This is a genomic window from Kribbella sp. NPDC054772, from assembly GCF_053611945.1.
The window spans coordinates 50,180-75,558 of the sequence record NZ_JBSHBJ010000027.1 but is presented as its reverse complement, the minus strand read 5'-3'; the positions used below and the strand labels follow the sequence as shown (position 1 = coordinate 75,558).

Sequence of the window (25,379 nt, the reverse complement as noted above, 5' to 3'; positions counted from 1 at the left end):
ACCTTTTGCCATGGCCGGGAGTCCTCGCGGATTGGAATGTTCCAACAGTTGTGGACCATTCCGCTGCCTTGGTTGAATTCCGGCATCGCGTTCGGTCAGGTTTCGACCACTTTCTGCGACCGGCGCCGCTGGGGGAGATGTCGTGACGACAGCTGACGGGAGGGGTTCGCGGTGCTCCGGATTCATTTCACGCCACGCGACCTGACCCGGGTCACGGTGGCAACGCAGCCGGCCCCGCTCTGGGAGGTGCTGCTGAGTCTGCACATGCTGCAGCATTCGGACGGCCGGCTGATCTTCGAGGACTGGCGCCGCCAGGTGCGCACCAAGGTCGCTCCGGACCAGATGCGGCTGCTGCTCGAGCTGATGCCGTCCAAGGGCTACTCCCCCGACTTCCTGACCCCGGCCGAGTCCGCACCGGACTTCGACACCGCGCTGGAGCAGGCGCTGTCGACACCGCGGCAGCAGATCCGCAGCCAGCTCGACCTGCTCCAGCGGTGGCGTCCGGCGTCACCGTGGACGCGGGAGCTGGCACAAGGTGGCCGGACGTCGCTGCACAAACTCGGCCGGGCCATCCGGACATACCATGACGCGGCGATCGCGCCGTACTGGAAGTCGATCGGCACGCATGTGTCCGCGGACCACGCCCATCGTGGGGAGGCGTTGGCCCGCCACGGGGTGGACCGGCTGTTGTCGTCGCTGCATCCGCGGGTCCGGTGGGTGGCACCGGTCCTGCAGGTGCTGGACATGAACGACCGTGATCTGTATCTCGATGGCAGGGGAATCGAGTTGCAGCCTTCGGCGTTCTGCTGGCAGGTACCGACCAAGCTGCGGGACCCGGATCTGAAACCGATCCTGGTCTACCCGATTCAGCATGCGCCCGGGATCCTGCGGCAGGCGTCGATGGACGCGACTCCGTCGAGCGACCCGCTGGGTTCGCTGCTCGGATCCACCCGGGCGGCCGCGCTGGAAGCGACCGTCAGCGGCTGTACGACGACGGAGCTCGCGAAGCGCTGCAAGATCTCCCCGGCCGCCGCCAGCCACCAGGCGACGGTCCTGCGCGAAGCCGGCCTGATCACCACCCGCCGGGCCGGCGCCTCGGTACGCCACGAGATCACCCAGCTGGGCATCTGGCTGCTGTCCGGCCACGGCTCGGGACACACCCCGGGCCCTGCCTCTAGACACACCCGACCTTCGGACCGGGCGCCCGCCTAGCCCCCGCGCCCGCCTGGCCCCTGCCCCGCCACGCGCTGGGCCGACTGGCACCGCCCCGCCCGTCGACCCAGCGCGCCGGCCGGCAACACACTCAGAGTTTGTAGTCCTCCAGCAGGCGGCGGCCGATGATCATCCGCTGGATGTCGGCGGTCCCTTCACCGATCAGCAGCATCGGCGCCTCGCGGTACAGGCGTTCGATCTCGTACTCCTTGGAGTACCCGTACCCGCCGTGGATGCGGAACGAGTCCTCCACGACCTGGGCGCAGTACTCACTCGCCAGGTACTTCGCGACGCCCGCCTCGAAGTCGTTGCGGGAACCGCTGTCCTTCTTGCGCGCCGCCTTCACCATCAGCTCGTGGCCGGCCTCGACCTTGACCGCCATGTCGGCCAGCCGGAACAGCACGGCCTGGTGGTCGGCGATCTTCTTGCCGAACGTCTCGCGCTGCTGGGCGTAGCTGATCCCGAGCTCGAACGCCCGCCGCGCCACCCCGCAGCCGCGCGCGGCGACGTTCACCCGGCCGACCTCGACGCCGTCCATCATCTGGTAGAAGCCCTTGCCCGGGACGCCGCCGAGGATCTGGCCGGCGTCGATCCGGTAGCCGTCGAACACCAGCTCGGTGGTGTCGACGCCCTTGTAGCCCATCTTCTCGATCTTCCCCGGCACCGTCAGGCCCTTGTCGACCTCACCGAACCCGGGCTCCTTCTCGACCAGGAACGTGGTCATGTTCTTGTAGACCGAGTCCTGGCCCTCGTCGGTCTTCACCAGGACGGCGACCAGCGTCGACGAACCACCGTTGGTCAGCCACATCTTCTGGCCGTTGATCACATAGTCGTCACCGTCGTGAACGGCCTTGGTCTTGATCGCGGACACGTCGGACCCACAGCCCGGCTCGGACATCGAGAACGCGCCGCGGACCTCGCCGGTCGCCATCCGCGGCAGGTACTTCTGCTTCTGCTCGTCGGTGCCGTGCTGGAGCAGCATGTACGCGACGATGAAGTGCGTGTTGATGATGCCGGAGACGCTCATCCAGCCGCGGGCGATCTCCTCGACGCACAGTGCGTAGGTGAGCAGCGATTCGCCGAGGCCGCCGTACTCCTCGGGGATCATCAGCCCGAACAGGCCGAGCTCCTTGAGGCCCTCGACGATCTCGGTCGGGTACTCGTCGCGGTGCTCCAGCTCGGTGGCGACCGGGAGGATCTCCGCCTCGACGAAGGACCGGACCGTCTTCAGGATCTCCTCCTGGATGTCGGTCAGCCCGTCGGTCTGCTGCAACCTGCTCATCGTGCGCCTCCTTCGGCCGGCATACCCGCGAGTATCGCGGCTTCCAGCATCCCGGGACGAGATGACACCCGCTGTGACACCGACCACCTGGTGGAGGTCGCGTGGCTCACTCGTTGTTGTCGTGCTGCGGGCGTGGCAGCGCTTCGCCGACGGTCTTGAACAGTGCCGCGATCGGCGCGGTCGCCTGCCACCGGTGCCGCTGCTGTGCCTCGACCAGCCGCTGCCGTGCCGCGTAGAAGTGCTCGGCCGCGGACTTGGTGTCACCGTGGTCCAGCGCCTGCGCGGCCTGGTCCAGCTCGCGCGCTGCGTCACGCGGCGCCTTGCTGTGGCTGTCCTGCTGAGTCGCACGGACCTGCGCGGCCAGAGTCCGCATCTGCTGCACCAGAGCGGCCTGCGGGTTCTGCGGGGTCTCCTTGGACTTCGGCTTCTTCGTCGGCGTCGTCTTCGTGGGAGTCGGCGTCGGCTTCGGCTGCGCAGTCGTCTTCGGGGCCGCCGTCGCCTTCTGCGCCGGCGCTGACGGCGTACCGCCCGCCTGGGCCGGCGGATCGTTCGACACACCTGCCCGCAACAGCAGCACCGCCACGAGACCTGCGACCACTACGGCTGCAGCCACACCCACCTTGGCGAACGGGAACGTACTCCCCGCCTCTGCCCGATGCGTGTGGTGCGGCGCCTCGTCGTCGGACTCCTCCTCCCACTTCCCCACGCCGAGCACCTCAGCGGCCGCAAGCGGGCTGTAGGACAAGACCTGAGTCTGGTTGGCCGGTGTGAGCAGTGCGGTGACCGCAGCGGCCGACGACGGGCGGTCTGCCGGGTTCTTCGCCAGCAGGTGCGTGACGAGGTTCGCCAGCTCCTCAGGTACGTCGGTACGCACAACGGGCGGCGGCGGTGTCTCCAGGTGCTGCCGCATCACCACGTCCACGGTAGGTCCGGTGAACGGCGGCGTACCGGTGAGGAGTTCGTGCAGGACGCAGCCGAAGGAGTACCAGTCGCTCTCCGCGGTGGCCGGCTCGCCACGGACCTGCTCCGGCGACACGTACGACGCCGTACCCAGCAGGACGCCCAGTCCGGTCGTCTCGGTGCCGACGCTCTTGGCGATCCCGAAGTCGGTGATCTTGAGCGTGCCGTCGGGGGCGAGCAGCAGGTTGCCCGGCTTCACGTCGCGGTGCACGATGCCGGCCTCGTGCGCGGCGTCGAGGGCCCGCGCGCCTTGCGTGGCGATGTCCTTGACCAAGTCGGCCGTTGGGAGTCCCGACGTACGCATCAGCTGGGCGAGGTCCGGGCCTTGCACCAACTCCATCACCAGGAACACGTGGTCCCCGGCGGCGCCGACGTCGTACGTCGCGACCACGTTCGGATGCATCAGCCGGGCAGCGGCCTGCGCCTCCGCCTGGAACCGGTTGACCGCGTCCACCGGGTCGCCGTCGAGCCCACGCAGCAGTTTCACCGCCACCTGCCGAGCGAGGATCGTGTCCTCGGCCTGCCACACCTCTCCCGCGCCGCCTCTCCCCAACAGGGTCAGCAGCCGGTACCGATCTGCGAGTACCTCGCCGTTCACACACCACACCTTCCGCATTGGACCGCAACACCTTAGGCAAGTTGGGCTGACGGATCGAGTCCTGGCCAAAAGGTTCACGAAAGCTCTGCGGAGCGCGATCGAAGTACTACGGTGTGTCGCATGAAGCGATCGATCACCGCCCTGATCGCGGCCACGCTGGTCGCGACGACGCTGACCACGACCACGGCATCCGCCACCCCTGAACACCGTCCGAAGCCGGTGGTGACCTGTGAGTTCACCCCGACGCCGGAGAACCCGGCCGCCAAGCCGGTCCGGATCCCGTCCGCGCAGGCCCGCGCGAAGGGCACCGTCGACGTGTCCTTCGTGACCAACTACGGAGCGTTCGTGGTCCGGATGGACCGGGCGAACGCGCCGTGCGGCGTACACAACTTCGTACATCTGGTGAAGAGCCGGTTCTACGACGCCACCCAGTGCTTCCGGCTGACGAACTCGGCCCGCCTGGGCGTGCTGCAGTGCGGCGACATCTACCGTCAGGAGGAGGGCGGACCGGGGTACAAATTCCCCGACGAGGTGACCGGCCAGGAGACCTACCCGCGCGGCACCGTTGCCTACGGCAACCAGGGCCCGGGGACCAACGGGTCGGAGTTCTTCATCGTGCACTCGTTCGCGAACATCCCCCCGGACTACACCGTTCTCGGCCACGTCGTCGCCGGCATGTCTACCTTCGACCGCATGGTCGCCGCCGGCATCGCCGACCCCGACCAGGACGGCCCACCCGCCAAGCCCATCCGCATCTACAAGGTCTGGGCGCACTGAGGGTCGGGTAGGCCTGCTCTCCCCCGGCGGGTCAGTCCGCCGGGGGGTGCCAGATGTCGGTGCGGGTGAGGCCGGCGGCGCGGCCCTTGGCGGAGATGACGAGGGCCATCTTGCGGGAGGCCTCGTCGATCATCTCGTCGCCGAGCATCACTGCGCCGCGGGCACCGCCGGCGGCGGAGGTGAAGTGGTCGTAGGCGTCGAGGATGTTCTCGGCGTGGTCGTAGTCGTCCTGGCGCGGCGAGTAGACCTCGTTGGCGGCGGCGATCTGGTCAGGGTGCAGCACCCACTTGCCGTCGAAGCCGAGCGCGGCCGAGCGGCCCGCGACCCGGCGGAACCCGTCGACGTCCTTGATCTGCAGGTACGGGCCGTCGATGGCCTGCTTGCCATGCGCCCGTGCCGCCATCAGGATCTGCATCAGGATGTAGTGGTACGCGTCGCCGACGTCGTACCCGGGCGGCTGTTCACCGACCACCAGCGACTTCATGTTGATCGACGCCATGAAGTCCGCCGGGCCGAAGATGATCGTCTCGACCCGCGGCGACGCGGTGGCGATCGCGTTCACATTGGTCAGGCCGAGCGCGTTCTCGATCTGCGCCTCGATGCCGATCTTGCCGAGCTCGTACCCGTGCACCTTCTCCAACTGGGTGAGCAGCAGGTCGAGCGCGACCACCTGTTGGGCGGTCTGCACCTTCGGCAGCATGATGCAGTCGAGGTTCGCGCCGGCCCCGCCGACCACCTCGATGACGTCGGCGTAGGTCCACTCGGTGGTCCAGTCGTTCACCCGGACGACCCGCAGCTTGGTCCCCCAGCCGCCCTCGTTCAGTGCGGCGACGATGTTCTTCCGGGCGTCCGGCTTGGCGAGCGGCGCGACGGAGTCCTCGAGGTCCAGGAACACCTGGTCCGCGTCCAGCCCCTTGGCCTTGGTCAGGAACCGCGGGTTCGATCCCGGGGTGGCCAGACACGACCGCCGACTGCGCAAAACCTGTTCCGTCATCGGGGACCTCCACTCGGTTACTCGCCGGTCACCGGCAGCGTACGGCGTCACCCACCGCCGCACCGGTGACCCGGCTCACTTCACTGCCGAGTGTGTCCCGATTCACCGCGCCGTACGCACAACCTGACCCTGTGCCACTCTTGGTTGCGTGGACGCGGATGCCGAGATCGCCGGAGTGATGAAGAAGGCCGGGCTCGTCTGGCTGGCCTGGGACGGCCGCCGGCCGGCACCGGCGTGGTTCGCCACGGTCGACGGTCAGTACGTCGTGCTCGCGGACGCATCCGAAAGCGCCGAGCAGCCGCTGCCCGGTCTGGCCGCGGCGGCGACAGTCGACGTCGTCGTACCCGCGAAGCCGGCCACCAACCGGCTGGCGAGCTGGAAGGCCACGGTCCGGCGGCTGAAGCCCGGGACCGACGAGTGGACGCAGGCCGCTCAGGTACTGCGGACCGACCGCCTGAACGCGGCGGAACTGGACACGCAGCTCGAGCGCTGGCAGACCGAGGCCGACATCCTGGTCCTGGACCCGACCGGTGAGATCACCGAGGCGGCCGGACGCTACGACGCGACCCCACGGGCCGAGGCTCCGGTTCCGACCAGAGCCACGACCCGCGGGAAGCCGCCGACGACGTTCCACCGCTCGATCCGCCGCCGCCCGAAACTCAGCTAGCTAGCGCACTCCGAACGCCCGCTGAACGGTCTGGGTCACGCTGTTGCCCGCGCTGTCGCGCGCCGTGACTCGCAGACTCGCGTACTCGGCGGACGTCGGCGCATCGAGCTTGCCCCGCCAACCGGCTCCCGAGCGCTGCAGCTGGATCGGTCGCCAGGTCGCGCCGTCGTCGTACGACAGCTCCAGAGTCGCCGTACTGACCTTGCCGGTCCCTACAGCGCCTGGAAGATGCGAGGCGGTCACCGCGAGGTCCGTGTGGCGCTTCGCCCGTCCGGACAGGTCCGTTGCGACCGAGTAGTCGAGTTGGAGCAGCGGCAGCGTCTCCAGGTTCGCGTAGTCGGCCTGGCTGGAGGTGAAGCCCCACTCGGTGTGCGTCCGTGGCGAGTACGGCCGGCCCGGCAGATCGCGCGTGGTGTCGACCACCAGCCGGTACGGCGCAGGCTCCGAAGGCACCTCGACAGAGAGCATGTCAGCGCCCTCACCGAGCAGCGTGTCGCCTTGGTAGAGCGCAGTGGTCACCGGTGCGCCCACGTCGTACACGAAGCCCTGGTGTGGACCGGAGTCGGCCCAGCCGGGCAACGTGAAAACGCTCATGATGTCGCCGACGCGTGAGGGCGGAGTCGAGAGCGCACTGTCGCTCAGCAACCTCGGACGCTGGATACCGCCGAACCAGGTCTCCTTCGTGGTGCTGCCTGCTCGGTAGGACAACGAGGAGCCCTGCTGAGACAGATCCGGCACTGCGGCCATGCTGAGCCACTTCACCTTCGGACTGGCAGTCACCCACGCGGTGTGGTCACCCTGCGCGGGGACAGTGGTTGTTGCGGCGCCCACTGCCCAGGTGAGGTCGGCCGACAGGTCGAAACGGATGTCGATCGCGTCGCCCTGCTTGGTGTCCCGGTAGGACTCGTCGATCCGTGCCAGGTCCCGCGCACCAGGCCGGTAGCCGGGGTCACTCGGCACCGCTCCATCGTGGTGCTGGACCAGGTCGTACAAGTAGTCCGGGTACGGATGCGACACGACACTCAGCAGCTTGGGACTCCGTGCGAGCAACTGCCGCCCCTGGTCGGTCGTCAACGACGCCACTGGCAGCGCCGGCGCGTCCTCGATCGGTAGATCGGCCCATGCGTCCAGCGGACCGTAGCCGTCGTTCAGGATCAGCAGCAGCTTCGCACCGGCGCGCGCCGCGACCGCTGCCTGCTCCGTCGGCGGTACGGCGTCGTTGCGTTGGGCAACTGCGATCTTGCCGCGCACGTTGTACTTCGTGACATCCGCGCCGTCACCGACGTACACCACTGGAGAGACGCCGATGCCCTCCGGCAGCTTCGGTGAGAAGCTCTGAACGAGGGCGTCAACGGAACCGACAGTCAGCGCCGGCTGCTCCTGACGCCAGCGCGTGGCGAACGTGTAGGAGCCCTGCGTCACCTTGCGAGTCGGCGTGGCCCAGAGGGAGTCGTACAGCCACCACTCGAGCTGATACGTGTCGACAAAGCGATGCAGGGTGCCGTAGCTGCGGTACTGGTCGACGCGAACGTAGGTGTTGTCCGTCGGCCGCGGAGTGACCGCAGCGACCTTGCGCAGCCCGGCCGCGTCGAAGGTGACAGTCCGGTCCTGAGTGATCTCCAGTTCCGGCTGACTGATCACAGCACGCCCCAGCGAATGCGCACTGTCCAGACCGCGAACGTCGGCGTACATCCAGCCGGCGTAGGTACTCGGACGCACGTTGACGTCCAGACTGCCGCTCTCGTCCACCATGAACACCTGCGGTACGACGTCCCGCTTGATGTCCTTCAGTACGACGACACCGGGCAGCGGCGCACCATGCGGGTCCTTCGTGCGGATGGACAGTTTGACTCGCTGGCTCTGCTTGCTGATGCCAATAGCGGTGTGAGCGCGGACTGCTCCGGCAGCATCCGTTGCCGTGAGCATCGAGCTGTAGCCGGCGTCGTCGGCCGCCAGATCGAGGTGACTGACCACACCGACAGGCGCCGTACCGTGAGCTGGGACCGTCACCTGCGGAGTGGTCAGAGTGAACAGACCGACGGGGATGCCCTGGTTCTTGAGGGACAGGTTCAGCGTGACGGGTTCGGCGCCGTCGTTCGTGTACGTGACGTCCTTCTGCACCAGTCCGCTCGTCGGGTACGGCCACTTGACCGCAGCGAAAGCGGAACCGGACGAGAACAGCGTGCCGCGCACCGCAGCGGCCACGTCGAGCCGCCCGGCACCTGCAGAGAACGGGCTGTACTGCATCGTGGTCTTGGTCGAGCTGACCAACGCATCCTTCAGTTGCTGACCGGACCAGTCAGGGTGCGCGTGGGCCAGCAACGCAGCCGCGCCGGCGACGTGCGGAGTGGCCATCGAGGTTCCACTCATCGCGACGTACGCACCCTCACCCTCCGGCGAGTACTGCGACCGAGCCGCGAGTACGCCGACGCCCGGAGCCGTCAGGTCTGGCTTGACCGCACTGTCACCGAGTCGCGGGCCACGGCTGGAGAAGCTGGCGAGCCGATCCGCACCGTCGACCGCACCAACGGTCAGCGCCGCGTCCGCAGCACCAGGTGCGGAGACGCTGTACGGGTCCGGGCCCGAGTTGCCGGCCGCGATCACGAACAGGGCGCCGGTCTCCGCGCTCAGCGTGTTGACCGCCTGGCTCATCGGATCCGTGCCGTCCGACGGGCCGGATCCGAGGCTCATGCTGATCACCTTGGCGTGCTGGTCACGCGCGGCCCACTCCATGCCGGCGAGGATCCAGGAGTCCTGACCGCTGCCGTCGTCACCCAGGACCTTGCCGATGTGGAGCCCGGCGCCCGGCGCGACGCCCTGCTCCTTGCCGTTCGACGCTGCGCCGGTGCCGGCGATCGTCGACGCCACGTGGGTGCCGTGGCCGTTGCGATCGGTGACGTCCTGACCGGGGACGAAACTGGTCGACGCGACGATCCGGCCGCCGAAGTCGGGGTGCGCGGCATCGATGCCGGTGTCCAGGACCGCGACGTCCACGCCCTGACCGGTATCACCGCCCTGCCAGACCTCCGGTGCGCCGATCTGTGCCGTGGTGTCGGCGAGGCTCGCCTTGGCCTTGCCGTCCAGCCAGATCTTCGCGATGCCGCTGGGGACCGCTTTGGCAGAAGTAGAGCCGCCGGTGAAGGACGACCAGAAGGACGTGGCCTGGTCGTGCTCCGCGGTCACGGCGGCGCCGCGGATGCTGCTGAGGACCAGCGTCTGTCGAGCGCCCGCCAGTGGCGCCTGCTTGCGCGCCTGGGTGTACGAGACGATCAGCGGCGTGCCGTCGCTGTGCGCATCGTCGTACCCGTCGGCGAGGAGCTCGGTGACGTTGAAGAGGCGCTGGTCGAGGACGCCGGAGGCGAGGTACGGCAGGGCGGCGTCCGGGTAGACGTACAGGTCGTTGCCTACGGCCATGATGTGCGCGCCGGCCGGAGTGCCGTTCGGCTTGCGTACGGTCGCGGTCGGGCGGCCGGCGACAGTGGTCACGGAGACCTTGTCGCCGGTGATCAAGGTGATCGTGTGGGCCGCACCAACAGAACCAGTTGTTCGTGCGGGGGCAGCGCCGGCTGAGGGCACGGTGGCGGCGGTCAGCGCCAGCACAGCTGCGCCCAGGGCGGTCAGCCCACGACGAGGGAAGGACAGGGACACGACGGCTCCAAGCTGAGGGGGGAACCAGCAATCCCCGCATTACATGTGGTGCGGTCCCCGGACTGCTATCGATCCGACTGGCGCAAACGGGTCACGACCAATTGGGTCAGAGCCAACCCCGGTCCCGCGCGTGCCAACCCAACTGCAGGCGGGACCGTGAATGCGTCTGCTCCATCAACTGCTGCACTCTGCGCGCGACAGTGCGCCGGCTGATCCCGAGCCGTGCACCGGCCGCGTCGTCGGTCAGTCCGGCGACCAGCAACGACAGCAGGTGCCTGTCCTCCGCGGACATCGCAGCCTCCGACTGCAGACCGTTCGAGTCGGTCACCGACAACGGACTGGCCCGGTTCCACACTGTCTCGAACAGCGCGACGAGGGCGTCCAGCAGACTGCACGGGTGGACCAGGAGAGCCGCGTCCTGAGCCGGCGTGGCCCAGTCCAGCGGCAGCAACGCGAGCTCCCGGTCCGCGATGGCGAGTTTGGTCGGCAGAACGTCCGCGATCCGGGCCTGCTCCCCCGCACGGACATGACTGACCGCACTGGCCGCCAGCACCGGGTCGCCGAGCGCCGAGTTGTCGTAGACGACCCGATAGGTGACGCCCGCTCCCTGCCGGGCCAGCTGCGTGCTGTTCACCTCCGCGGAGGCGACGTACGGCGGAGCGACCAGTTCACGCATCTCGCTGCGGGCCGTCCGCTGCACGCGGTCGAACGCCAGCCCGACCGCGGTCTCCCCGGTGACGATCTCGATGAGCTCCTCGGTCCGCCGCGCACCGCCCTGCCGCGTCGCCTCGGCCGCCAGCCGGTACGCCGCCTTGCGGATCCGCTCGAACTCCTCCTCCTGCCGCTGGATGAGCTGCTCGACCGCCAGCTCCGGCGGCACCGGGACGATCAGCTCCCCGGGCGCCGGCGTCCGGTGCACGAACCCTTCGGCCTGCAGGACGTCGACCGCGCGCCGTACCTCCTCCACTGGCCACCCGAGCCGCACGGCCAGGTCCCCCAGCGCCGCGGCACCGCGCCGGATCAGGTCCAGGTACGCCGCCTCGTCGTCGGCACCGAGACCGGTGGTACCCAGCATGCCCACCCCCCACTTCCAAGCTCGCCCGAGGAGCAAAGTCTACGAAGCGTCCTCAGCCGAGACTCACGCTCGGCGGGTTAGCCTTCGGACATGACCGGATCACCGTCGCGGGTTTACGTCGCTCGGCTGGCGGGGCTGCCGGTGTACGACCCCAACGGGGACCAGGTCGGCAAGGTCCGGGACGTGGTCGCCATGATGCGTCAGGGCAACCAGCCGGCCCGGGTGCTCGGCCTGGTCGTCGAGGTGTTCACCCGGCGCCGCATCTTCCTCCCGATGACCCGGGTCACGTCTGTCGAGGTCGGCCACGTCATCACCACCGGTCTGCTCAATATGCGGCGCTTCGAGCAGCGAGCGACCGAAGTACTGGTGCTGGGTGAGCTGCTCGACCGGACCGTCACCATTGCTGACACCGGCGCCACCGCAGTGGTGTTCGACATGGCAATGGAGCAGTGGCGGTCCAGGGACTGGTTGCTGACCAAGGTGGCGGTCCGGGAAGGCTCCAAACGGTTCCGGCGGCGCGGGCAGACGCATGTGCTCGACTGGGCCGACGTCAGCGGACTCACCCAGGTCGAGGAGGGGCAGGGCGCGACACACATCCTGGCCGCCTTCGAATCGATGCGTGCGGCCGACCTGGCCGGCGTACTGCACGATCTGTCGGTCAAGCGCCGCAACGAGATCGCCGTCGCGCTGGACGACGAGCGACTGGCGGACGTCCTCGAGGAACTGCCGGAGGACATCCAGGTCGAGATCCTCGCCGGACTGGACACCGAGCGTGCCGCGGACGTGCTGGAGGAGATGTCCCCGGACGACGCGGCCGACCTGATCGCCGAGCTGCCGACCGACACCGCCGAGCGTCTGCTGACGCTGATGGAGCCGGAAGAGGCAGAAGACGTACGGCGACTGCTGACCTACGAGGAGCACACAGCGGGCGGTCTGATGACTTCCGAGCCGGTCATCCTGCCGGTGGACGCCACCGTGGCCGATGCGCTGGCACACGTCCGCAACGCCGACCTGAGTCCCGCACTGGCCGCCATGATCTACGTCTGCCGGCCGCCACTGGAGACGCCGAGCGGAAGGTTCATCGGGATCGGCCACATCCAGCGGCTGCTCCGCGAGCCACCGTCCGAGCTGGTGTCCGCCGCACTGGACACCGACCTGGACGGGCTGCGGCCGGACGACAGCCTGCAGACGGTCAGCAAGTACCTGGCGACGTACAACCTGGTCGCCGCGCCGGTGCTGGACGACGAGGGCCGGCTGCTGGGTGCGGTGACCGTCGACGACGTCCTCGACCACCTGCTGCCGGACGACTGGCGGGAGAACGACCACACCGAGCCCGCAGTACCTACAGCGCCTTCCACGCCTTCCACGCCTTCCACGCCTTCCACGCCGCAGGAGGTGGACCACGATGCCCCGTGACGACCGCAGCGCCGACGACCGCCGCCCGCGCAGTAGTAACCAGCGCAGTAGTAACCAGCGCGGCAGTACCACCGAGGAGCGCCGCCGGAGTTCGGACGAGCGGCGGATGTTCCGCGGTACCACGCGGCTCGACGTACCGCGGGACTGGCGCCGGACGTTCGTCCCGCGGCCGACGTACGACGCGGACGCGTTCGGGCGGTTGTCCGAGCGGATCGCCCGGTTCCTCGGCACCGGGCAGTTCCTGGTCTACATGACCGCGACCATCCTGTTCTGGGTCGGCTGGAACATCTTCGCGCCGTCGAGCCTGCGCTTCGACGAGTACCCGTTCATCTTCCTCACGCTGGCGCTCAGTCTGCAGGCGTCGTACGCCGCTCCGCTGATCCTGCTCGCCCAGAACCGGCAGGAGGCCCGCGACCGGGTCCAGTACGAGCGGGACCGCGACGTCGACTCCCGGACCCGCGCCGACATGGAGTTCCTGGCCCGCGAGATGGCGTCGCTGCGGATGGCGGTCGGGGAGGTCGCGACCCGCGACTTTCTGCGGTCCGAGCTCCGCTCGCTGCTCGCCGACCTCGATCTGCGCAGCCGCGAGGACGACCGGGTTTGACACCGAGCTACCCTCTCTATCAGGTGAGGAAGGACGTGGGATGAAGACTCGATTCGCGCCTGACCGGGGGCTGTCCAGCCGGATGATCATCACGAGCTTCCTGCTCGGGCTGCTGTACGTCGGTTTCGTGGCGCTGCTGATCGCGCTGACCAAGAGCGCGGTGCTGGCGGTACTGATCGCGGGCGGCGCGCTGTTCGCGCAGTACTGGTTCTCCGACCGGATCGCGCTGTACGCGATGCACGGCCGGATCGTCACGCCGGAGGAGGCGCCGCAACTGCACGGCGTGATCGATCGGCTGTGCGCCCTGGCCGACATGCCGAAGCCGCGGGTCGCCATTGCCGACGTCGATATGCCGAACGCCTTCGCCACCGGCCGGAACCCGAAGAACGCGGTCGTCTGCGTGACGACCGGCATCATGCGGCGGCTGGACAACGACGAACTCGAGGGCGTGCTGTCGCACGAGCTCTCCCACGTCGCGCACCGCGACGTCGCGGTGATGACGATCGCGTCGTTCCTCGGCGTCCTGGCCGGCCTGATCACCCGCTTCGGCCTGTACGGCGGCCTCGGCCGCGGCAACCGCGACCAGAACGCGGCCCTGGTCGTGCTGACGATCATCGCGGTCTCCGTCGTGGTCTACGCGATCTCGTTCCTGCTGACCCGCGCGCTCTCGCGGTACCGCGAACTGGCCGCCGACCGCGCCGGCGCGATGCTGACCGGCAGACCATCGGCACTGGCGTCCGCGTTGACGAAGATCAGCGGCGACATCGCCCGGATCCCGTCCCGCGACCTGCGTCAGGCGCAGGCGTTCAACGCGTTCTTCTTCGCCCCCGCGATCTCGGGCAAGGCCGGCGCGAGCCTGTCGTCGCTGTTCTCCACCCACCCCTCGCTCGAGACCCGCATCGACCGCCTCGGCACCCTCTCCCGCCAGCTCGGCGAGCAGGCCTAGGAACCCTGGGCCGAGCGCCGCGACGGCCGGCGTGCGGCCCGGGGACATACCCTCGACGCATGGGTCTTCTCGACATCCTTCTCGGCCGGAGCAAGGCGGTCCCGCCGAATCTCGACCAACTGTTCTCCGTCCCGTCGGCCGCGATCACGTTGGAGACCGCGGCGGGCTACCGGCCGACCGGCAGCGGATCGGTCTGCTTCAAGGCAGCCGAAGGCGGCGGCTTCAGCACGCTCCGCGACGAGGTCGACAAGCTGCTCGCCCTCGACAACGGCAAGTTCACCAGTACGACGGACTCCTACGGGTTCACCTGGCTGGTCCGGCAGACGGCCCCCGACGACCTGGAAACCCTGGTCACCGACCTGCACGCCGTCAACAGTTCCCTCGTCGACGCGGGCTTCGGCAACGCCCTCCTCTGCACCCTGGTCGCCTTCACGAACGGCACGCAGTCGCTGGGCCTCGTCTACTTGTACAAACGCGGCTCCTGGTACCCCTTCGTCCCCGCCGGCCCGGACCGCCGCGACAACGCCACCGAACTCCAGATCAAGTCCGTAGTAGGCAGCGACCTCAACTTCGAACAAGACCTCTCCCGCTGGTTCCCCGTCTACGGCGCCCCCGGCCTCTGACCGCCCCGCGGGCAAAGGCCTGCAGGTAAGGGTTGCCTTGGCGGAGGTAGGTCACACGGACCGTGGTCGGGGTTTCTCGGTGGAGCACGTAGCCTTGGTGCATGGCTCCCACTGCTGATCAGGTGACCACGGCGCTCGGTGGCGTGATGGACCCGGAGATCCGCAAACCGATCACGGATCTCGGCATGGTCGAGTCCGTCGTCGTCCGGGAGGACGGCGTGGTCGCGGTCCGGATCCTGCTGACTGTCGCCGGCTGTCCGATGAAGGACACCTTGCGTCGCGACATCACCGCCGCGGTCAGCAAGCTGGACGGGGTCGCCGGCGTCGAGATCGACCTCGGCGTGATGTCCGCCGAGCAGCGGTCGGCCCTGCAGACGCAGTTGCGGGGCGGCCAGGCCGAGAAGGAGATCCCGTTCGCGCGGCCGGACTCGCTGACCAAGGTGTTCGCGATCGCGTCCGGCAAGGGCGGCGTGGGCAAGTCCTCGGTGACGGTGAACCTGGCGGTCGCGATGGCGCGGCAGGGGCTGTCGGTCGGCGTCCTGGACGCGGACATCTACGGGCACTCGGTGCCGGCGATGTTCGGGGTCGCCGACGAGCGGCCGACCGCGGTGGACGACATGATCATGCCGGTGCCCGCGCACGGCGTGAAGGTGATCTCGATCGGCATGCTGAAGCCGAAGCGCGATCAGGTGGTCGCCTGGCGCGGCCCGATCCTGGACCGCGCGCTCGTGCAGATGCTCGCCGACGTGTACTGGGGTGACCTCGACGTACTGCTGCTCGACCTGCCGCCCGGCACCGGCGACATCGCGATCTCGGTCGGCCAGCGGCTGACCAGCGCCGAGGTGATCGTCGTGACGACCCCACAGGAGGCGGCCGCCGAGGTGGCCGAGCGGGCCGGCACGATGGCGCAGATGGTGCACCAGCGGGTGGCCGGCGTGGTCGAGAACATGTCGTACCTGCCGTGCCCGCACTGCGGTCCTGAGCACCGGATCGAGATCTTCGGCTCCGGCGGCGGTACGCGGGTCGCCGAGACCCTCTCCGCCCGCCTCGGGTACCCGATCCCGCTGCTGGGTGAGATCCCGCTCGACGAGCGCCTGCGCTCCGGCGGCGACCTCGGCCAGCCGCTCACGATGGCCGACCCGGACACCCCGGCGGCTCAGGTCCTCGACAAGATCGCCACCACCCTCGGCGGTAAGCCCCGCGGCCTCCTCGGCCGTCAGCTCGGTCTGTCCCCCGCCGGTCGCTGACGCCTGCGGTGGCAGGGTTCGAGCACCCCGTACTGGAGAGCTCGCGGCTCCGCCTGCGGCTTTGGCGTACGGACGAGATCCCACGGATCACGACCGCGCGCACCAACCAGGCGACCGCGCATTTCCTGCCGTTCATCCCGCAGCCGTTCACGGCCGAGGACGCCCGTTTCTGGCTGAAGGACATGGCCGAGCAGGCGGCCGCGAGCAAGCGGTTCAACTGGTGCGTGGCGGACCGCGAGACCGATGAAGGGCTCGGCAACGTCACCCTGTTCAACCTCGACTCCGACGTCGAGGTCGGTTACTGGTTGCACCCCGACACGCAAGGCCGTGGCGTGATGGCCGAAGCGATCCAGCGAGTCGCCGGCTGGTACTTCGAGAGCTTCGACGGCCGGCGCATCGTCATCCGTACGGCGGCCACGAACCGCGCGGCCCGCCGTACCGCGGAGACGGCCGGCTTCCGCCTCGTCGGGACCGAGACGGCTGCGTTCCCGATCGCGACGCACGTCGACGACCGGGCGGTCTACGAGCTACTCCCCTCCGACGCGCCAGATCGGGCGTAGTGGGGCGAGGCCTTCCTCGACGTACTCCGCGACGGGACGGACCCCGCCGTCGACGTACCACTGCTCCAAGGCGGCGAAGTAGCCGAAGACGAGGGCGTTCGCGGCGACCCGGGCCTGGGTCTCGGTGAAGTGCTCGCCGGCCATCAGCGGGGCGATCCGCTGGCTGGCGCGATCCAGTGACGCGCAGAACGCCGTACGGACGGAAGGTTCTTTGAAGAAGTAGCGGATCCGGCGCCACGGGACGGGCTCGGCGGCACCCTCGACCGGCGCTTCGTAGGCGCGGACGATCCGGGTCATGGTGCCGACCGGGTCGCTCGGGTCGAACAGTTCCTCGAGCGCCTCCTGGCTCATCGTGTCGAACTCGTCGGCGACGATCAGCCCTTCCTTGGTGCCGAAGTAGCGGTAGACCGAGGACGGCGAGACCTCGGCCGCGGCGGCGATCTCCTCGATCGTCACCGCGTCGAATCCGCGCTCGTCGAACAGATCGAGCGCGCGCTCCTGGATCGTCCGCCGGGCCTTGACGCGCCAGCGTTCCCGCAGTCCGGTAGCCATGCTCCGACCATAGGAGACAGCGACGCGCTTCAGCAAGTCACTGTCTAAAACTCTTGACCGCGCGAATCCGCCGTTCGTACAGTCACTTGCATGAGACAGTCACTTTCTGAAAAACGCACAGCGCTGCTCGCGGTCGGGTTCTCGGTCCTGCTCGCCGCGATCGCGGTCATCGACCAGATCGGCAGCCAGAGCCTCGGCGAGCACGCCACGTCCGCCTATGCGGCGTACGGCAAGCACGCGTCGGAGGGCGCGCTCTACGGCCTGCTGTACGGCGTTGCCGTCCTCGACGCACTGCTCTGGTTCGCGGTCGCCGCGCTGGCCCGCTCACACCGCCTCGTCGCGGGCGTGCTGGGCGCACTCGTCGTACTGCTCACGGCTTCGCTCGGCGTGACGCTGCTGCTCGTGTCCGAGTACGGCGTCCGTCCTTACCCGCCGTTGTGGGGCCTGCTCGCGCTGCTGCCCGCCGTCGCGGGTGCGATCGCGACGGTGCTGCTCTTTCGCAGAGGTCAGGTCGCCTCGGTGTCGTAGGGCGGCTTCTGGCCGGCCGGCAGCCGCTCCGGAGCGCCGTCCTTGAACTCGGAGACGAGCTTGTCCGCCTCTTCGTCCATCGGGTCGAGGAGGTGCTTGCGGACGAAGTTCTTCGGGTTCAGGTCCTGGAGCTCGAGGTCGGCGTACTCCGGACCGAGCTCGGCACGCAGGTCGTTCTGCGCGTTGTTGACCATCTGGCGGACCTGCCGCAGCAGCCGCCCGGCGGTCCGGGCGAACTCCGGCAGGCGATCCGGCCCGAAGACCAGTACGGCGACGATCGCGATCACGACCAGTTCGAGTGGTCCGATGCCGAACATGGCCTCACCTCCTGTTCATCGCCACGGACGCCGCCAAGGGTATCTCGACTCCGGGCACGATGGTTCAGCCGATCTGCTGGCCGAGAGTGAGCGTAACCGTCCGGGCCCGTCCGGCGCGCTCGTACGTGAGTCGCACGGCCTCGCCCGGCTGGTAGGTGCGGATGGCGACGATCAGTACCTCGGCGCTGTCCACCGGCTGGTTGTTGACCGCGGTGATCACGTCACCGACCCGCAGACCGGCGCGCGCGGACGGCGAGTTCGCGGTCACCGAGCTGACCCGGCCGCCACCCTCGAACGTCATGTCCACACTCGCCCCGATCACCGGGTACGACGCCCTGCCGGTGGCGATCAGCTGCTGCGCGGTCCGCCGGGCCTGGTCGATCGGGATCGCGAACCCGAGCCCGATACTCCCGCTCTGCCCGTCCGTGGAACCGCGCACGGTCGCGATCGCGGAGTTCACGCCGATCACCCGCGCGTTCATGTCGACCAGCGGACCGCCCGAGTTGCCCGGGTTGATCGCCGCGTCGGTCTGCAGCGCGCTGATGAACGAGGACGTCTGGCCGGTGTCGTCGCCGGTGGTCACCGGGCGGTTCTTCGCCGAGATGATGCCCGACGTGACGGTGCCGGCGAGTCCGAGCGGCGAGCCGATCGCGACCACGTCCTGCCCGACGACGGCGGCGTCCGAGCGGCCGAACTGCACCGACGGCGCGTCCAGGCCGGCGACCTGGACCACCGCGAGGTCGTACGCCGGGGAGCGGCCGACCAGCCGTGCCGTCGCGGTCTTGTTGTTGTTCGTCACGACCTGGATCGAGCCGCCCTTGGCGGCGGCCGCGACCACGTGGTTGTTGGTCAGGATGTGCCCGACGTTGTCGATCACGAGGCCGGAGCCGGTCGCGTCGGAGTTGTCCGATCCCTGGACCTTCAGCTGCACGACACTCGGCAGCAGCGTCGCGGCGACCGCGGACACGGAGCCGGTGCGGATCTTCGGGGCCGCGCCGGTGCCGACCGGCGGATCGGGCTGGTCAGCGATCGGGCCGCTGCCGCCACCGCCGAGCGCGACGACAGCCGTGGCCGCGCCGGCGCCGGCGATCACCCCGATGACCAGCGCGACCAGGGCCGCGATCATCACGACGCGATTCAACTTCGCCGGCTCGTTCTGGTACGAGCGGGCCTGCTGCTGGTGCCAGTCCGCCGGTGGTGGCGGCGTGAAGGCCGGCCGGTACTGCGGCTGCTCGGTCGGCCACGCCTGTCCCTGGTACACCGGGCGGAACCGGGGCTCCGGCGGCTCGGACTGGCCGAAGCTGCGCTGCGTGGTGGAGCGACCACCGTTCGTCTGCCGGTACGCCGCGTCGGAGCCGGGCGTCCGCAGCGGCATCGTCCCCGCTCCCGGAGCGGGCGGCGTCAACGCGCTCAACGGCTGACCAGGCAGACCAGGCGGCGCCGGCGGGCCGGCCGCGGGCTCGTTCGCGGGCAGGTCTGCAGCCGGACCCGCACCGAGCTCCGTAGTGGGCTCCGTAGTGGGATCCGCAGCCGCCGCGTTCGGAACTGTCGGCTCGGCGTCGTCGCTCGTCACGGTCCCCGCCTCACGTCGTCGTCGTGGTCGTCGGAAGCCCTGGCCGGGGATCACCGGAGGTACTTCCGGATTCGATTATCCCAGCTTCGGCGAAAGTGCACCCATCGGAGTGAGCCAGGTCGCGATTTTGGCCAGTCCGGTCCCCAGCCGCTGGATCGCGGTCAGCTTGGCCGGCACCTCGTGCGGGAACGCCTTGACCACCTGTCCGAGCTGGTCCGGCGGCAGGTCCCCGATCAGCGTGTAGACGATCCCTCCGGACGACCAGACGACGTACGACGGCATGCCGTAGCGCAGGTAGACGCCGGGGGTGTCGGTGGTGGTGAAGCCGGCCACGGCGGCTGGGTCGAGCGCGCCACGCTGCTCGAACAGGGAGACGTTGAACAGGCCGTCGGAGTACGAGAACTGCAGGGAGCTGTTGCTGGTGTCCTGGTGGACGTCGTACAGCGTGAGCGAGGCGGGCAGCTGCGGGGCGCAGACCCAGCCCTGGGAGCGCAGGTTGTCGACCTTGCCCATGCCGACCGCTTCGACGCCGCTGGGCAGCATCGGCGGCAGGTGGCCGAGGAACTCCGAGCTCTCGATCTCCAGCTCGGTGAACACAGTCGCCCGGACCATCGTCTTGCCGTCCTGACTGAACAGCTGGCGCTGCAGGAGCAGTCCGGTCGTCTTGTCGATCCAGAACCGGGCCGCCAGCGTCTGGTCGCCCCGCAGCGCCTCCACGAGCACCGCGCTCCGACCGATCAGGTCCGTACAGCACTTGTCGACCAGCTGGTACGTCGCCTGGAGCAGCGCCAGCGGTCCGCCGTCGATGGCCGCGTCGGTGTTCGTGGCGCGCTGTACGAACGCCTTTGCGCCCGGCGCGGACGACGAACCGAGCACGCTGACTTCGGAGCCCTGTGACGCGGCGTGCACGATGTCGAACATCGCTGAGCTCGCGCCCTGCGGTCCCCAGGCGGTGATGATCTGCGTGCCGTGGTACGAGACCTGGTTCGGCGCGGCGGCGGCGCGTTGCAGCCAGCGGACCGCGGTCGCCGAGTCCGGCTTCGAGGCCGCGGGGGCGGCCCCGGGGATCGGGACTGCGAACGCGGAGACCGGTGCTGCGGAAGCGGGCAGGCCGAAGCCGATCAGGGCGGTGCTGACCAGCACGGCGAGCCGGGTGAGGCCCACCGGTCAGCGCCCTGTCAGGGCCACCGGCCGCAGCGACGAGCTCAGCCCGGCGTACCCCGAACCGTTGTACGAGTTCAGCACGGCGACCGGGTCGGCGAACGGTGTCCCGCCGGTCGTGGTCGCGTGGTCGGACGAGAAGCTGGCGACCGGCGGCTGCAGCACCGGCGGCTGCTCCGTGCGGGACGGGTCGCCGACGACGAACGCCGTACCGAGCAGGGAGGCGACCGCGGCGGCCGAACCGGCCGCACCGACGACGCGGCGCCGGGAACGGGACGTGCGGGCGGCTCCCGGCCGGGTGCCACCTGTACGCCCGGCCGGGAACGCGGACCGCTGCGGGAACAGGCTGACCGCCGGTGTGAGCACCGGGCGGACCTCCTCCCGCGGCTCGGTCGAGAACGACGAGACGCCCATCAGGCGCTGCATCAGGTCAGTGGACGGGTCCGGCGACTCGAGCGCGGCCATCTTGGCCTTGAGCCGGCGCTGCGCGTCCACCTCGGCGCGACAGGTGTCGCAGCCGACCAGGTGGCTCAGCACCTTGTCCCGGGAGTCGTGGTCGAGCGCGCCATCGACGACGGCGCTCAGCTTGTCGAGCGGGTGCGTCATCCGAGGTCACCCCCGTCACCGAACAGACCGCCGTCGGCAGGTGGGCCGCCGACGCGGGTCTGGCCGGACCGCGGGGCCCGGTGCTCCAGGTGCTTGCGCAGCATCGACCGGCCGCGGTGGATCCGGCTGCGGACGGTGCCGAGCTTCACGTCCAGGACGTCGGCGATCTCGTCGTACGTCATGCCCTCGATGTCGCACAGCACCACGGCGGCGCGGAAGTCCTCGGGCAGCGCGTCGAGCGCGTCCTGCACGTCGTGGTCGAAGAGGTCGGAGTCCAGCTTCTCGGCCGGGCCCTCGCCCTTGGCCGGCAGCCGGTCGTGGGCGTCCTCGGGCAGGCCGTCGAAACGGATTCGCTGCTTACGGCGGGCGCCGTCCAGGAAGAGGTTCGTGGTGATCCGGTACAGCCAGCCCTCGAAGGTGCCCGGCGTGTACGACGACAGCGACCGGAAGACCCGGACGAAGACCTCCTGGGTGAGGTCCTCGGCGTCGTGCTTGTTGCCGGTCAGGCGGTACGCGAGCCGGTAGACGCGGGCCGAGTGCGTGCGGACGATCTCGTCCCACGACGGCAGCACGTCCTCGACCGGCTGGGGCGCGGGCACCGTGGGGGTGTGGTGCGGCTTCACCGCAACGCCTCCCTGAGTCCTCTCGGCAATAAGCGTGAAGGCCATGGTGCCGCGGTCACCGTCCTCTGCGCACGTCGGGAGAACCCGGGAAAGACCCTGAGATCCTGGGGTTCGCTGTACGACGGCTCAACGCGGTGCCCGGACCGGAAGTTCCCGGCCGGTGCCTTCACTGGTACAGACGCCTCGACGGCCATTTCGGTTGAATCACCTCTCGTCGATGACGGCGATCGGGTCCCCGTCCCGCACCACTTCGCCCTCGACGACCTTCAGCTCGGTAATGGTGCCGGCCACCTCGGCCAGCACCGGGATCTCCATCTTCATCGACTCCAGGATGACCAGTGTGTCGGTCGGACCCACCGCGTCCCCGGCCCTGGCAGTGACCTTCAGCACGTTGGCCACCAGCTCGGCCAGCACGGTGTGACTCAACTCGCACTCCTCCCACTCCCGGACCACTCCCGGACTCCCCACCTGATCCTAGGCATCCGGAGTGGGTTCGGCGGGAGTGGGTTCGGCGTAGGTGCCCCTCGGGCAGCGTTCCAGGGCACCTACGCCGAGTCAGTGCGGGCTACCGGGCCGCCGCCGGATCCAGCCGGATCGCGTTGAACAGGGCCGGGTTCTTGGTCTCCGCGACCCCCTTGCCCCAGGTCAGCCAGCCGCGCCGCCCGGTGCCGTCGTTCTCGTTGAGCACCACGGTGGCCGAGAGCAGTCGATCCTTCGCCGCGAACCCGAGCGTGCTCCACGGGATCGCGATCTCGTACGTCGTGGTGTGCGCCGTCTCGTCCCGGACCACCTTCGCCTGGACGCCAGGCGGCGTACCGGTCTGAGTCGTCGGAGTCCAGCGCCAGGTGTCCACCGGACCGGCATCGGTCAGGGCGGCACCGATCTCCTGGGTAGCGGTCGCCTCACCGGGCGCACCGGCCGTCATACCGAGCTGGATCCCGTCGCCGCCCCAGATGTTGCCGTTGCGGTTGGGCTGCGAGAACACGTCGTCGGTGACCTTGGCCGACAGGTACAGGTTCTGGTCGTCGTGAGTGAGCCAGAGCGAACCGGACAGGTCGCTCGGACCGCCCCAGCCCGTCACCGGCGGCGTACCGGTGCCTTCGAGTGCGATGGCGGGCTGTTTGGCGACCTCTGGGTCGATGACGCCGTCCAACGTGACCGTGTGGCGGTTCGCCACCGTAGGCGCGGCGACTGGCACCAGCTTCCCGGACGCCTTGATGTCAGCAGCCCCGGGACGCCGGACGCTCGCCGACCACGTTGACGCGGCAGTGAGCGTCAGTGCGACGTCAGCCTCGTTCGTGCCATGCGCTGGGACGACGGACCCGGCCAGGAGCGTGCCTGACGCGGTTGCAGACGCCCAGTCCAGCCCGTCCAGCGTGATGGGCCGTGACGACGCGTTGGTGACACGGAAGCGGAGCAGGTCCTTGCCACTGCCGTTGAGGACGTGTGAGGCAGTCACGGACAACGGCGGGGTCGCAGTACCTGTCGTGGAGATCAGCCCGACGGGTTGTCCGTCGACGCTGACCGTGGCGGTGTATGTGCGCGGTCCAGTCGACTCCTGTGCCGGATAGCTGACCGGTGCGGTTGCTGTGGCGCCTGCAGCGGCTGATCCGCTCGTTTCGGTACCGCCGGCGGACACGGTGAACGTGTGGGCGACCGCATCCGGGTTGCTGAACGTCAGTGTCCCGGTGGCCGGGTCGCCGGCGATCTCCGGCGTCATCGAGAGCGCGAACCGGTTGGACGGCGCCACTCCGGAAATCGCACCACGTGCATAGAACGGATCCGGTCCGGCCGACACCCACACGTGTCCTCCGGCGTCAGCGGTCAGTGTGGTCGTCACGCCGTACAGATTGGTGATCTCGACCGGAGAACCCGCCGGAGCGGCCACGTTGACCAGGCCGGGTGTCGCCGACCAGACGGCGTGGACCGACTGACCACTACCGGCGTCGAACGCGACGTCGTACCCGTTGGTGCCGAAGCGGGTCTGGCCGATCAGCGGGCGCTCGTCGATCTGGCGAGCGAGGACGGCGGTCGCGACGTACGACGGCTTGGGGACGAGCGCGCCACGCGTGTCGAGCCGGTTGCGCACCAGGCCGAACCGGTGCTCGACGTTCGACGGGTCAGTCCCCGAGTCCATGAAGTTGTACGAGCTGTAGCGCGCCACACCGTTGCCGTACGACAGCAGCTGGCCGCGGATCAGGTCCCTGGCCTGTGCCGGCTCGGAGACCGCGCTGGGGTTGGTGCCGGTCGCCCAGCCCTGCTCGGTGATGTAGATCGGTTTGGTCGAGCCGTGCGCCGCCATGATGCTGCGGATCGTGTTGACGTAGGTGACCGAGGCCTCCGGGTCCAGCGGCTGCACGTACGGGTGGATGGTCACCGCGTCGACGTAGTCCAGCCCACCGAGGTCCGCGAACTTCGTGAACCACCCCTGCCAGTCGTTGATGACCGCCAGCGACGGACCGGTCAGCTTCACGTCCGGGTGCTTCGCCCGCACCGCAGCGCTGACCATCTTCAGCAGCGCGACGTAGTTCTCCGGACTGGCCTTCGCGGCCCCGTTCGGATCCCGCAGGTTCCACTCGTTCCACAGCTCGTACGTCGTGTGCTCGGTACCGAACTCGTCGACCGCAGCAACGGCGTACCTGGTGAAGGCCGCTCGCTGCTCGTCGGTGGCGGGCGCCTCGTCCGGGTAGTACAGCGGGTTGCCGTAGTCGAGGATGTGCAGGAAGTCCACGTTGTTCGCGTCCAGCGCGGCCTTGTAGTCCTTGACCCGCTGCGGGAACTGGATGACGCCCTTGGTGGTCTCGGCGGCCGCCCAGAACGCCTCGTCGCGGTCGGTGGAGATACCGCCGTTGGCCATCAGCGGTACGGACTCAAGACCGGGATTGGACGCACTGCTGAACCCGAGCGCACCAGCGACACCGATCCGGGTGTCCGTGGACGCCGAGAAGTCGTGCGGACTCAGTACGGCGAAGTCGGTGCCGCCCAACGTGGTGGAGCCGTCGGAGCCGACCGCTGTGAGATCGGTCTGGTACCAGCCGGGCGTACTGATCGACAGCGGGAGCTGTCCGTTGAGTGAAGCGGCCGATGCGGAGCCTTTGGCGACCTCAGTGCCGCCGGCGTCGCGGACCGTCCAGTTGACGGTCGTTGCGTCGGTGGTGAAGCCCAGCTTCACCTGCTGCCCGACGGTGAACGTGTTGCCGACGGTCGTCGGCGTGATGCTCAGTGAGGGCGCGGCGGTGACTGCCGCGCGGGCGGGTGACTGGAGTACTGCGGCCAGCATCAGACCGGCCGTGAGAAGACTGACTGCGCCGGAGCGGCGACGTGCCATGGAGCGTTCTCCTCCCAGGGGAAGCGAAAGCGGTTTCGCAGATCACACCCTGATACGCCGCGCCCTCGCTGTCAACGGCTCG

Annotated in this window: 23 protein-coding genes; 10 read left to right on the top strand and 13 right to left on the bottom strand. The window is 69.1% G+C overall.

Features of this window, described 5'->3' with window-relative positions; all coding sequences use genetic code 11:
- The first annotated feature begins 171 nt into the window (after nucleotides 1-171).
- Nucleotides 172-1,212: an ArsR/SmtB family transcription factor gene (locus ACWGID_RS31305; RefSeq protein WP_452202678.1), complete on the top strand. Its 1,041-nt coding sequence runs from the start codon at nucleotides 172-174 to the stop codon at nucleotides 1,210-1,212.
- A 91-nt stretch (nucleotides 1,213-1,303) separates the two neighbouring features.
- Here the strand turns inward: ACWGID_RS31305 and ACWGID_RS31300 are convergent, their stop codons facing one another.
- Both ACWGID_RS31300 and ACWGID_RS31295 read right to left on the bottom strand, forming a co-directional pair.
- A complete protein-coding gene (locus tag ACWGID_RS31300; protein ID WP_452202676.1) occupies nucleotides 1,304-2,494 on the bottom strand; it encodes an acyl-CoA dehydrogenase family protein in 1,191 nt (396 codons plus the stop codon).
- A 106-nt stretch (nucleotides 2,495-2,600) separates the two neighbouring features.
- Nucleotides 2,601-4,070 (bottom strand): serine/threonine-protein kinase, encoded by a 1,470-nt coding sequence (locus tag ACWGID_RS31295; RefSeq protein WP_452202674.1) that lies wholly within the window; start codon nucleotides 4,068-4,070, stop codon nucleotides 2,601-2,603.
- A 102-nt stretch (nucleotides 4,071-4,172) separates the two neighbouring features.
- Here ACWGID_RS31295 and ACWGID_RS31290 point away from each other — a divergent pair, with 102 nt between their 5' ends.
- A complete protein-coding gene (locus tag ACWGID_RS31290; RefSeq protein WP_452202672.1) occupies nucleotides 4,173-4,829 on the top strand; it encodes a peptidylprolyl isomerase in 657 nt (218 codons plus the stop codon).
- A 31-nt stretch (nucleotides 4,830-4,860) separates the two neighbouring features.
- Here ACWGID_RS31290 and ACWGID_RS31285 read toward each other — a convergent pair whose 3' ends face one another.
- Entirely contained in the window at nucleotides 4,861-5,823 is a 963-nt protein-coding gene (locus tag ACWGID_RS31285; protein ID WP_452202670.1) for an HpcH/HpaI aldolase/citrate lyase family protein, read from the bottom strand.
- Between the two features lie 148 nt (nucleotides 5,824-5,971).
- Here ACWGID_RS31285 and ACWGID_RS31280 point away from each other — a divergent pair, with 148 nt between their 5' ends.
- Nucleotides 5,972-6,490: a hypothetical protein gene (locus ACWGID_RS31280; protein WP_452202668.1), complete on the top strand. Its 519-nt coding sequence runs from the start codon at nucleotides 5,972-5,974 to the stop codon at nucleotides 6,488-6,490.
- On the opposite strand, the gene ACWGID_RS31275 is transcribed toward ACWGID_RS31280, so the two are convergent.
- Both ACWGID_RS31275 and ACWGID_RS31270 read right to left on the bottom strand, forming a co-directional pair.
- Nucleotides 6,491-10,138, bottom strand: a complete 3,648-nt coding sequence (locus tag ACWGID_RS31275; RefSeq protein ID WP_452202666.1) for a S8 family serine peptidase — start codon at nucleotides 10,136-10,138, stop codon at nucleotides 6,491-6,493.
- Between the two features lie 106 nt (nucleotides 10,139-10,244).
- Nucleotides 10,245-11,213, bottom strand: a complete 969-nt coding sequence (locus ACWGID_RS31270; protein WP_452202665.1) for a helix-turn-helix domain-containing protein — start codon at nucleotides 11,211-11,213, stop codon at nucleotides 10,245-10,247.
- Between the two features lie 90 nt (nucleotides 11,214-11,303).
- On the opposite strand from ACWGID_RS31270, the gene ACWGID_RS31265 reads away from it, so the two are divergent.
- The 6 genes from ACWGID_RS31265 (at nucleotide 11,304) to ACWGID_RS31240 (ending at nucleotide 16,609) form a co-directional block, all read left to right on the top strand.
- Nucleotides 11,304-12,629 (top strand): magnesium transporter MgtE N-terminal domain-containing protein, encoded by a 1,326-nt coding sequence (locus tag ACWGID_RS31265; RefSeq protein WP_452202663.1) that lies wholly within the window; start codon nucleotides 11,304-11,306, stop codon nucleotides 12,627-12,629.
- A 106-nt stretch (nucleotides 12,630-12,735) separates the two neighbouring features.
- Nucleotides 12,736-13,233: a DUF1003 domain-containing protein gene (locus ACWGID_RS31260; protein ID WP_452202755.1), complete on the top strand. Its 498-nt coding sequence runs from the start codon at nucleotides 12,736-12,738 to the stop codon at nucleotides 13,231-13,233.
- Between the two features lie 40 nt (nucleotides 13,234-13,273).
- Nucleotides 13,274-14,179, top strand: coding sequence for a zinc metalloprotease HtpX (gene htpX / locus ACWGID_RS31255; RefSeq protein ID WP_452202661.1), 906 nt, complete (start codon nucleotides 13,274-13,276; stop codon nucleotides 14,177-14,179).
- A 59-nt stretch (nucleotides 14,180-14,238) separates the two neighbouring features.
- The gene (gene pspAB, locus ACWGID_RS31250) at nucleotides 14,239-14,802 is read left to right on the top strand and encodes a PspA-associated protein PspAB (protein ID WP_452202659.1); all 564 of its coding nucleotides are present in this window, start codon (nucleotides 14,239-14,241) and stop codon (nucleotides 14,800-14,802) included.
- Nucleotides 14,803-14,903: 101 nt separating this feature from the next.
- Nucleotides 14,904-16,049, top strand: coding sequence for an Mrp/NBP35 family ATP-binding protein (locus ACWGID_RS31245; RefSeq protein ID WP_452202657.1), 1,146 nt, complete (start codon nucleotides 14,904-14,906; stop codon nucleotides 16,047-16,049).
- 8 nt (nucleotides 16,050-16,057) lie between these two features.
- The gene (locus ACWGID_RS31240) at nucleotides 16,058-16,609 is read left to right on the top strand and encodes a GNAT family N-acetyltransferase (RefSeq protein WP_452202655.1); all 552 of its coding nucleotides are present in this window, start codon (nucleotides 16,058-16,060) and stop codon (nucleotides 16,607-16,609) included.
- Here the strand turns inward: ACWGID_RS31240 and ACWGID_RS31235 are convergent.
- Complete coding sequence (locus ACWGID_RS31235; protein ID WP_452202653.1) at nucleotides 16,577-17,161, bottom strand: TetR/AcrR family transcriptional regulator; 585 nt, start codon at nucleotides 17,159-17,161, stop codon at nucleotides 16,577-16,579. The genes ACWGID_RS31240 and ACWGID_RS31235 overlap by 33 nt on opposite strands.
- Before the next feature lie 90 nt (nucleotides 17,162-17,251).
- On the opposite strand from ACWGID_RS31235, the gene ACWGID_RS31230 reads away from it, so the two are divergent.
- The gene (locus ACWGID_RS31230) at nucleotides 17,252-17,689 is read left to right on the top strand and encodes a hypothetical protein (protein ID WP_452202651.1); all 438 of its coding nucleotides are present in this window, start codon (nucleotides 17,252-17,254) and stop codon (nucleotides 17,687-17,689) included.
- On the opposite strand, the gene ACWGID_RS31225 is transcribed toward ACWGID_RS31230, so the two are convergent.
- The 7 genes from ACWGID_RS31225 to ACWGID_RS31195 all read right to left on the bottom strand — a co-directional run bounded on the left by ACWGID_RS31225 (nucleotide 17,668) and on the right by ACWGID_RS31195 (nucleotide 25,297).
- Nucleotides 17,668-18,006: a sec-independent translocase gene (locus ACWGID_RS31225; protein WP_452202649.1), complete on the bottom strand. Its 339-nt coding sequence runs from the start codon at nucleotides 18,004-18,006 to the stop codon at nucleotides 17,668-17,670. The two genes, ACWGID_RS31230 and ACWGID_RS31225, sit on opposite strands and share 22 nt — an antisense overlap.
- Before the next feature lie 64 nt (nucleotides 18,007-18,070).
- Nucleotides 18,071-19,579: a S1C family serine protease gene (locus tag ACWGID_RS31220; RefSeq protein ID WP_452202647.1), complete on the bottom strand. Its 1,509-nt coding sequence runs from the start codon at nucleotides 19,577-19,579 to the stop codon at nucleotides 18,071-18,073.
- Between the two features lie 75 nt (nucleotides 19,580-19,654).
- Complete coding sequence (locus ACWGID_RS31215) at nucleotides 19,655-20,743, bottom strand: sigma-E factor regulatory protein RseB domain-containing protein (RefSeq protein ID WP_452202645.1); 1,089 nt, start codon at nucleotides 20,741-20,743, stop codon at nucleotides 19,655-19,657.
- A gap of 3 nt (nucleotides 20,744-20,746) precedes the next feature.
- Nucleotides 20,747-21,346 carry an anti-sigma factor family protein gene (locus tag ACWGID_RS31210; protein WP_452202643.1) on the bottom strand — a complete coding sequence of 200 codons (600 nt, stop codon included), beginning with the start codon at nucleotides 21,344-21,346 and terminating at the stop codon, nucleotides 20,747-20,749.
- On the bottom strand, nucleotides 21,343-22,014 hold the full coding sequence (gene sigE / locus ACWGID_RS31205; RefSeq protein WP_452202641.1) for an RNA polymerase sigma factor SigE: 672 nt from the start codon (nucleotides 22,012-22,014) through the stop codon (nucleotides 21,343-21,345). Before sigE ends, ACWGID_RS31210 begins: the two co-directional genes overlap by 4 nt.
- A 159-nt stretch (nucleotides 22,015-22,173) precedes the next feature.
- Nucleotides 22,174-22,395, bottom strand: coding sequence for a biotin/lipoyl-binding carrier protein (locus ACWGID_RS31200; protein ID WP_452202639.1), 222 nt, complete (start codon nucleotides 22,393-22,395; stop codon nucleotides 22,174-22,176).
- Nucleotides 22,396-22,534: 139 nt separating this feature from the next.
- Nucleotides 22,535-25,297 (bottom strand): sugar-binding protein, encoded by a 2,763-nt coding sequence (locus ACWGID_RS31195; RefSeq protein ID WP_452202637.1) that lies wholly within the window; start codon nucleotides 25,295-25,297, stop codon nucleotides 22,535-22,537.
- Nucleotides 25,298-25,379 lie beyond the last annotated feature (82 nt).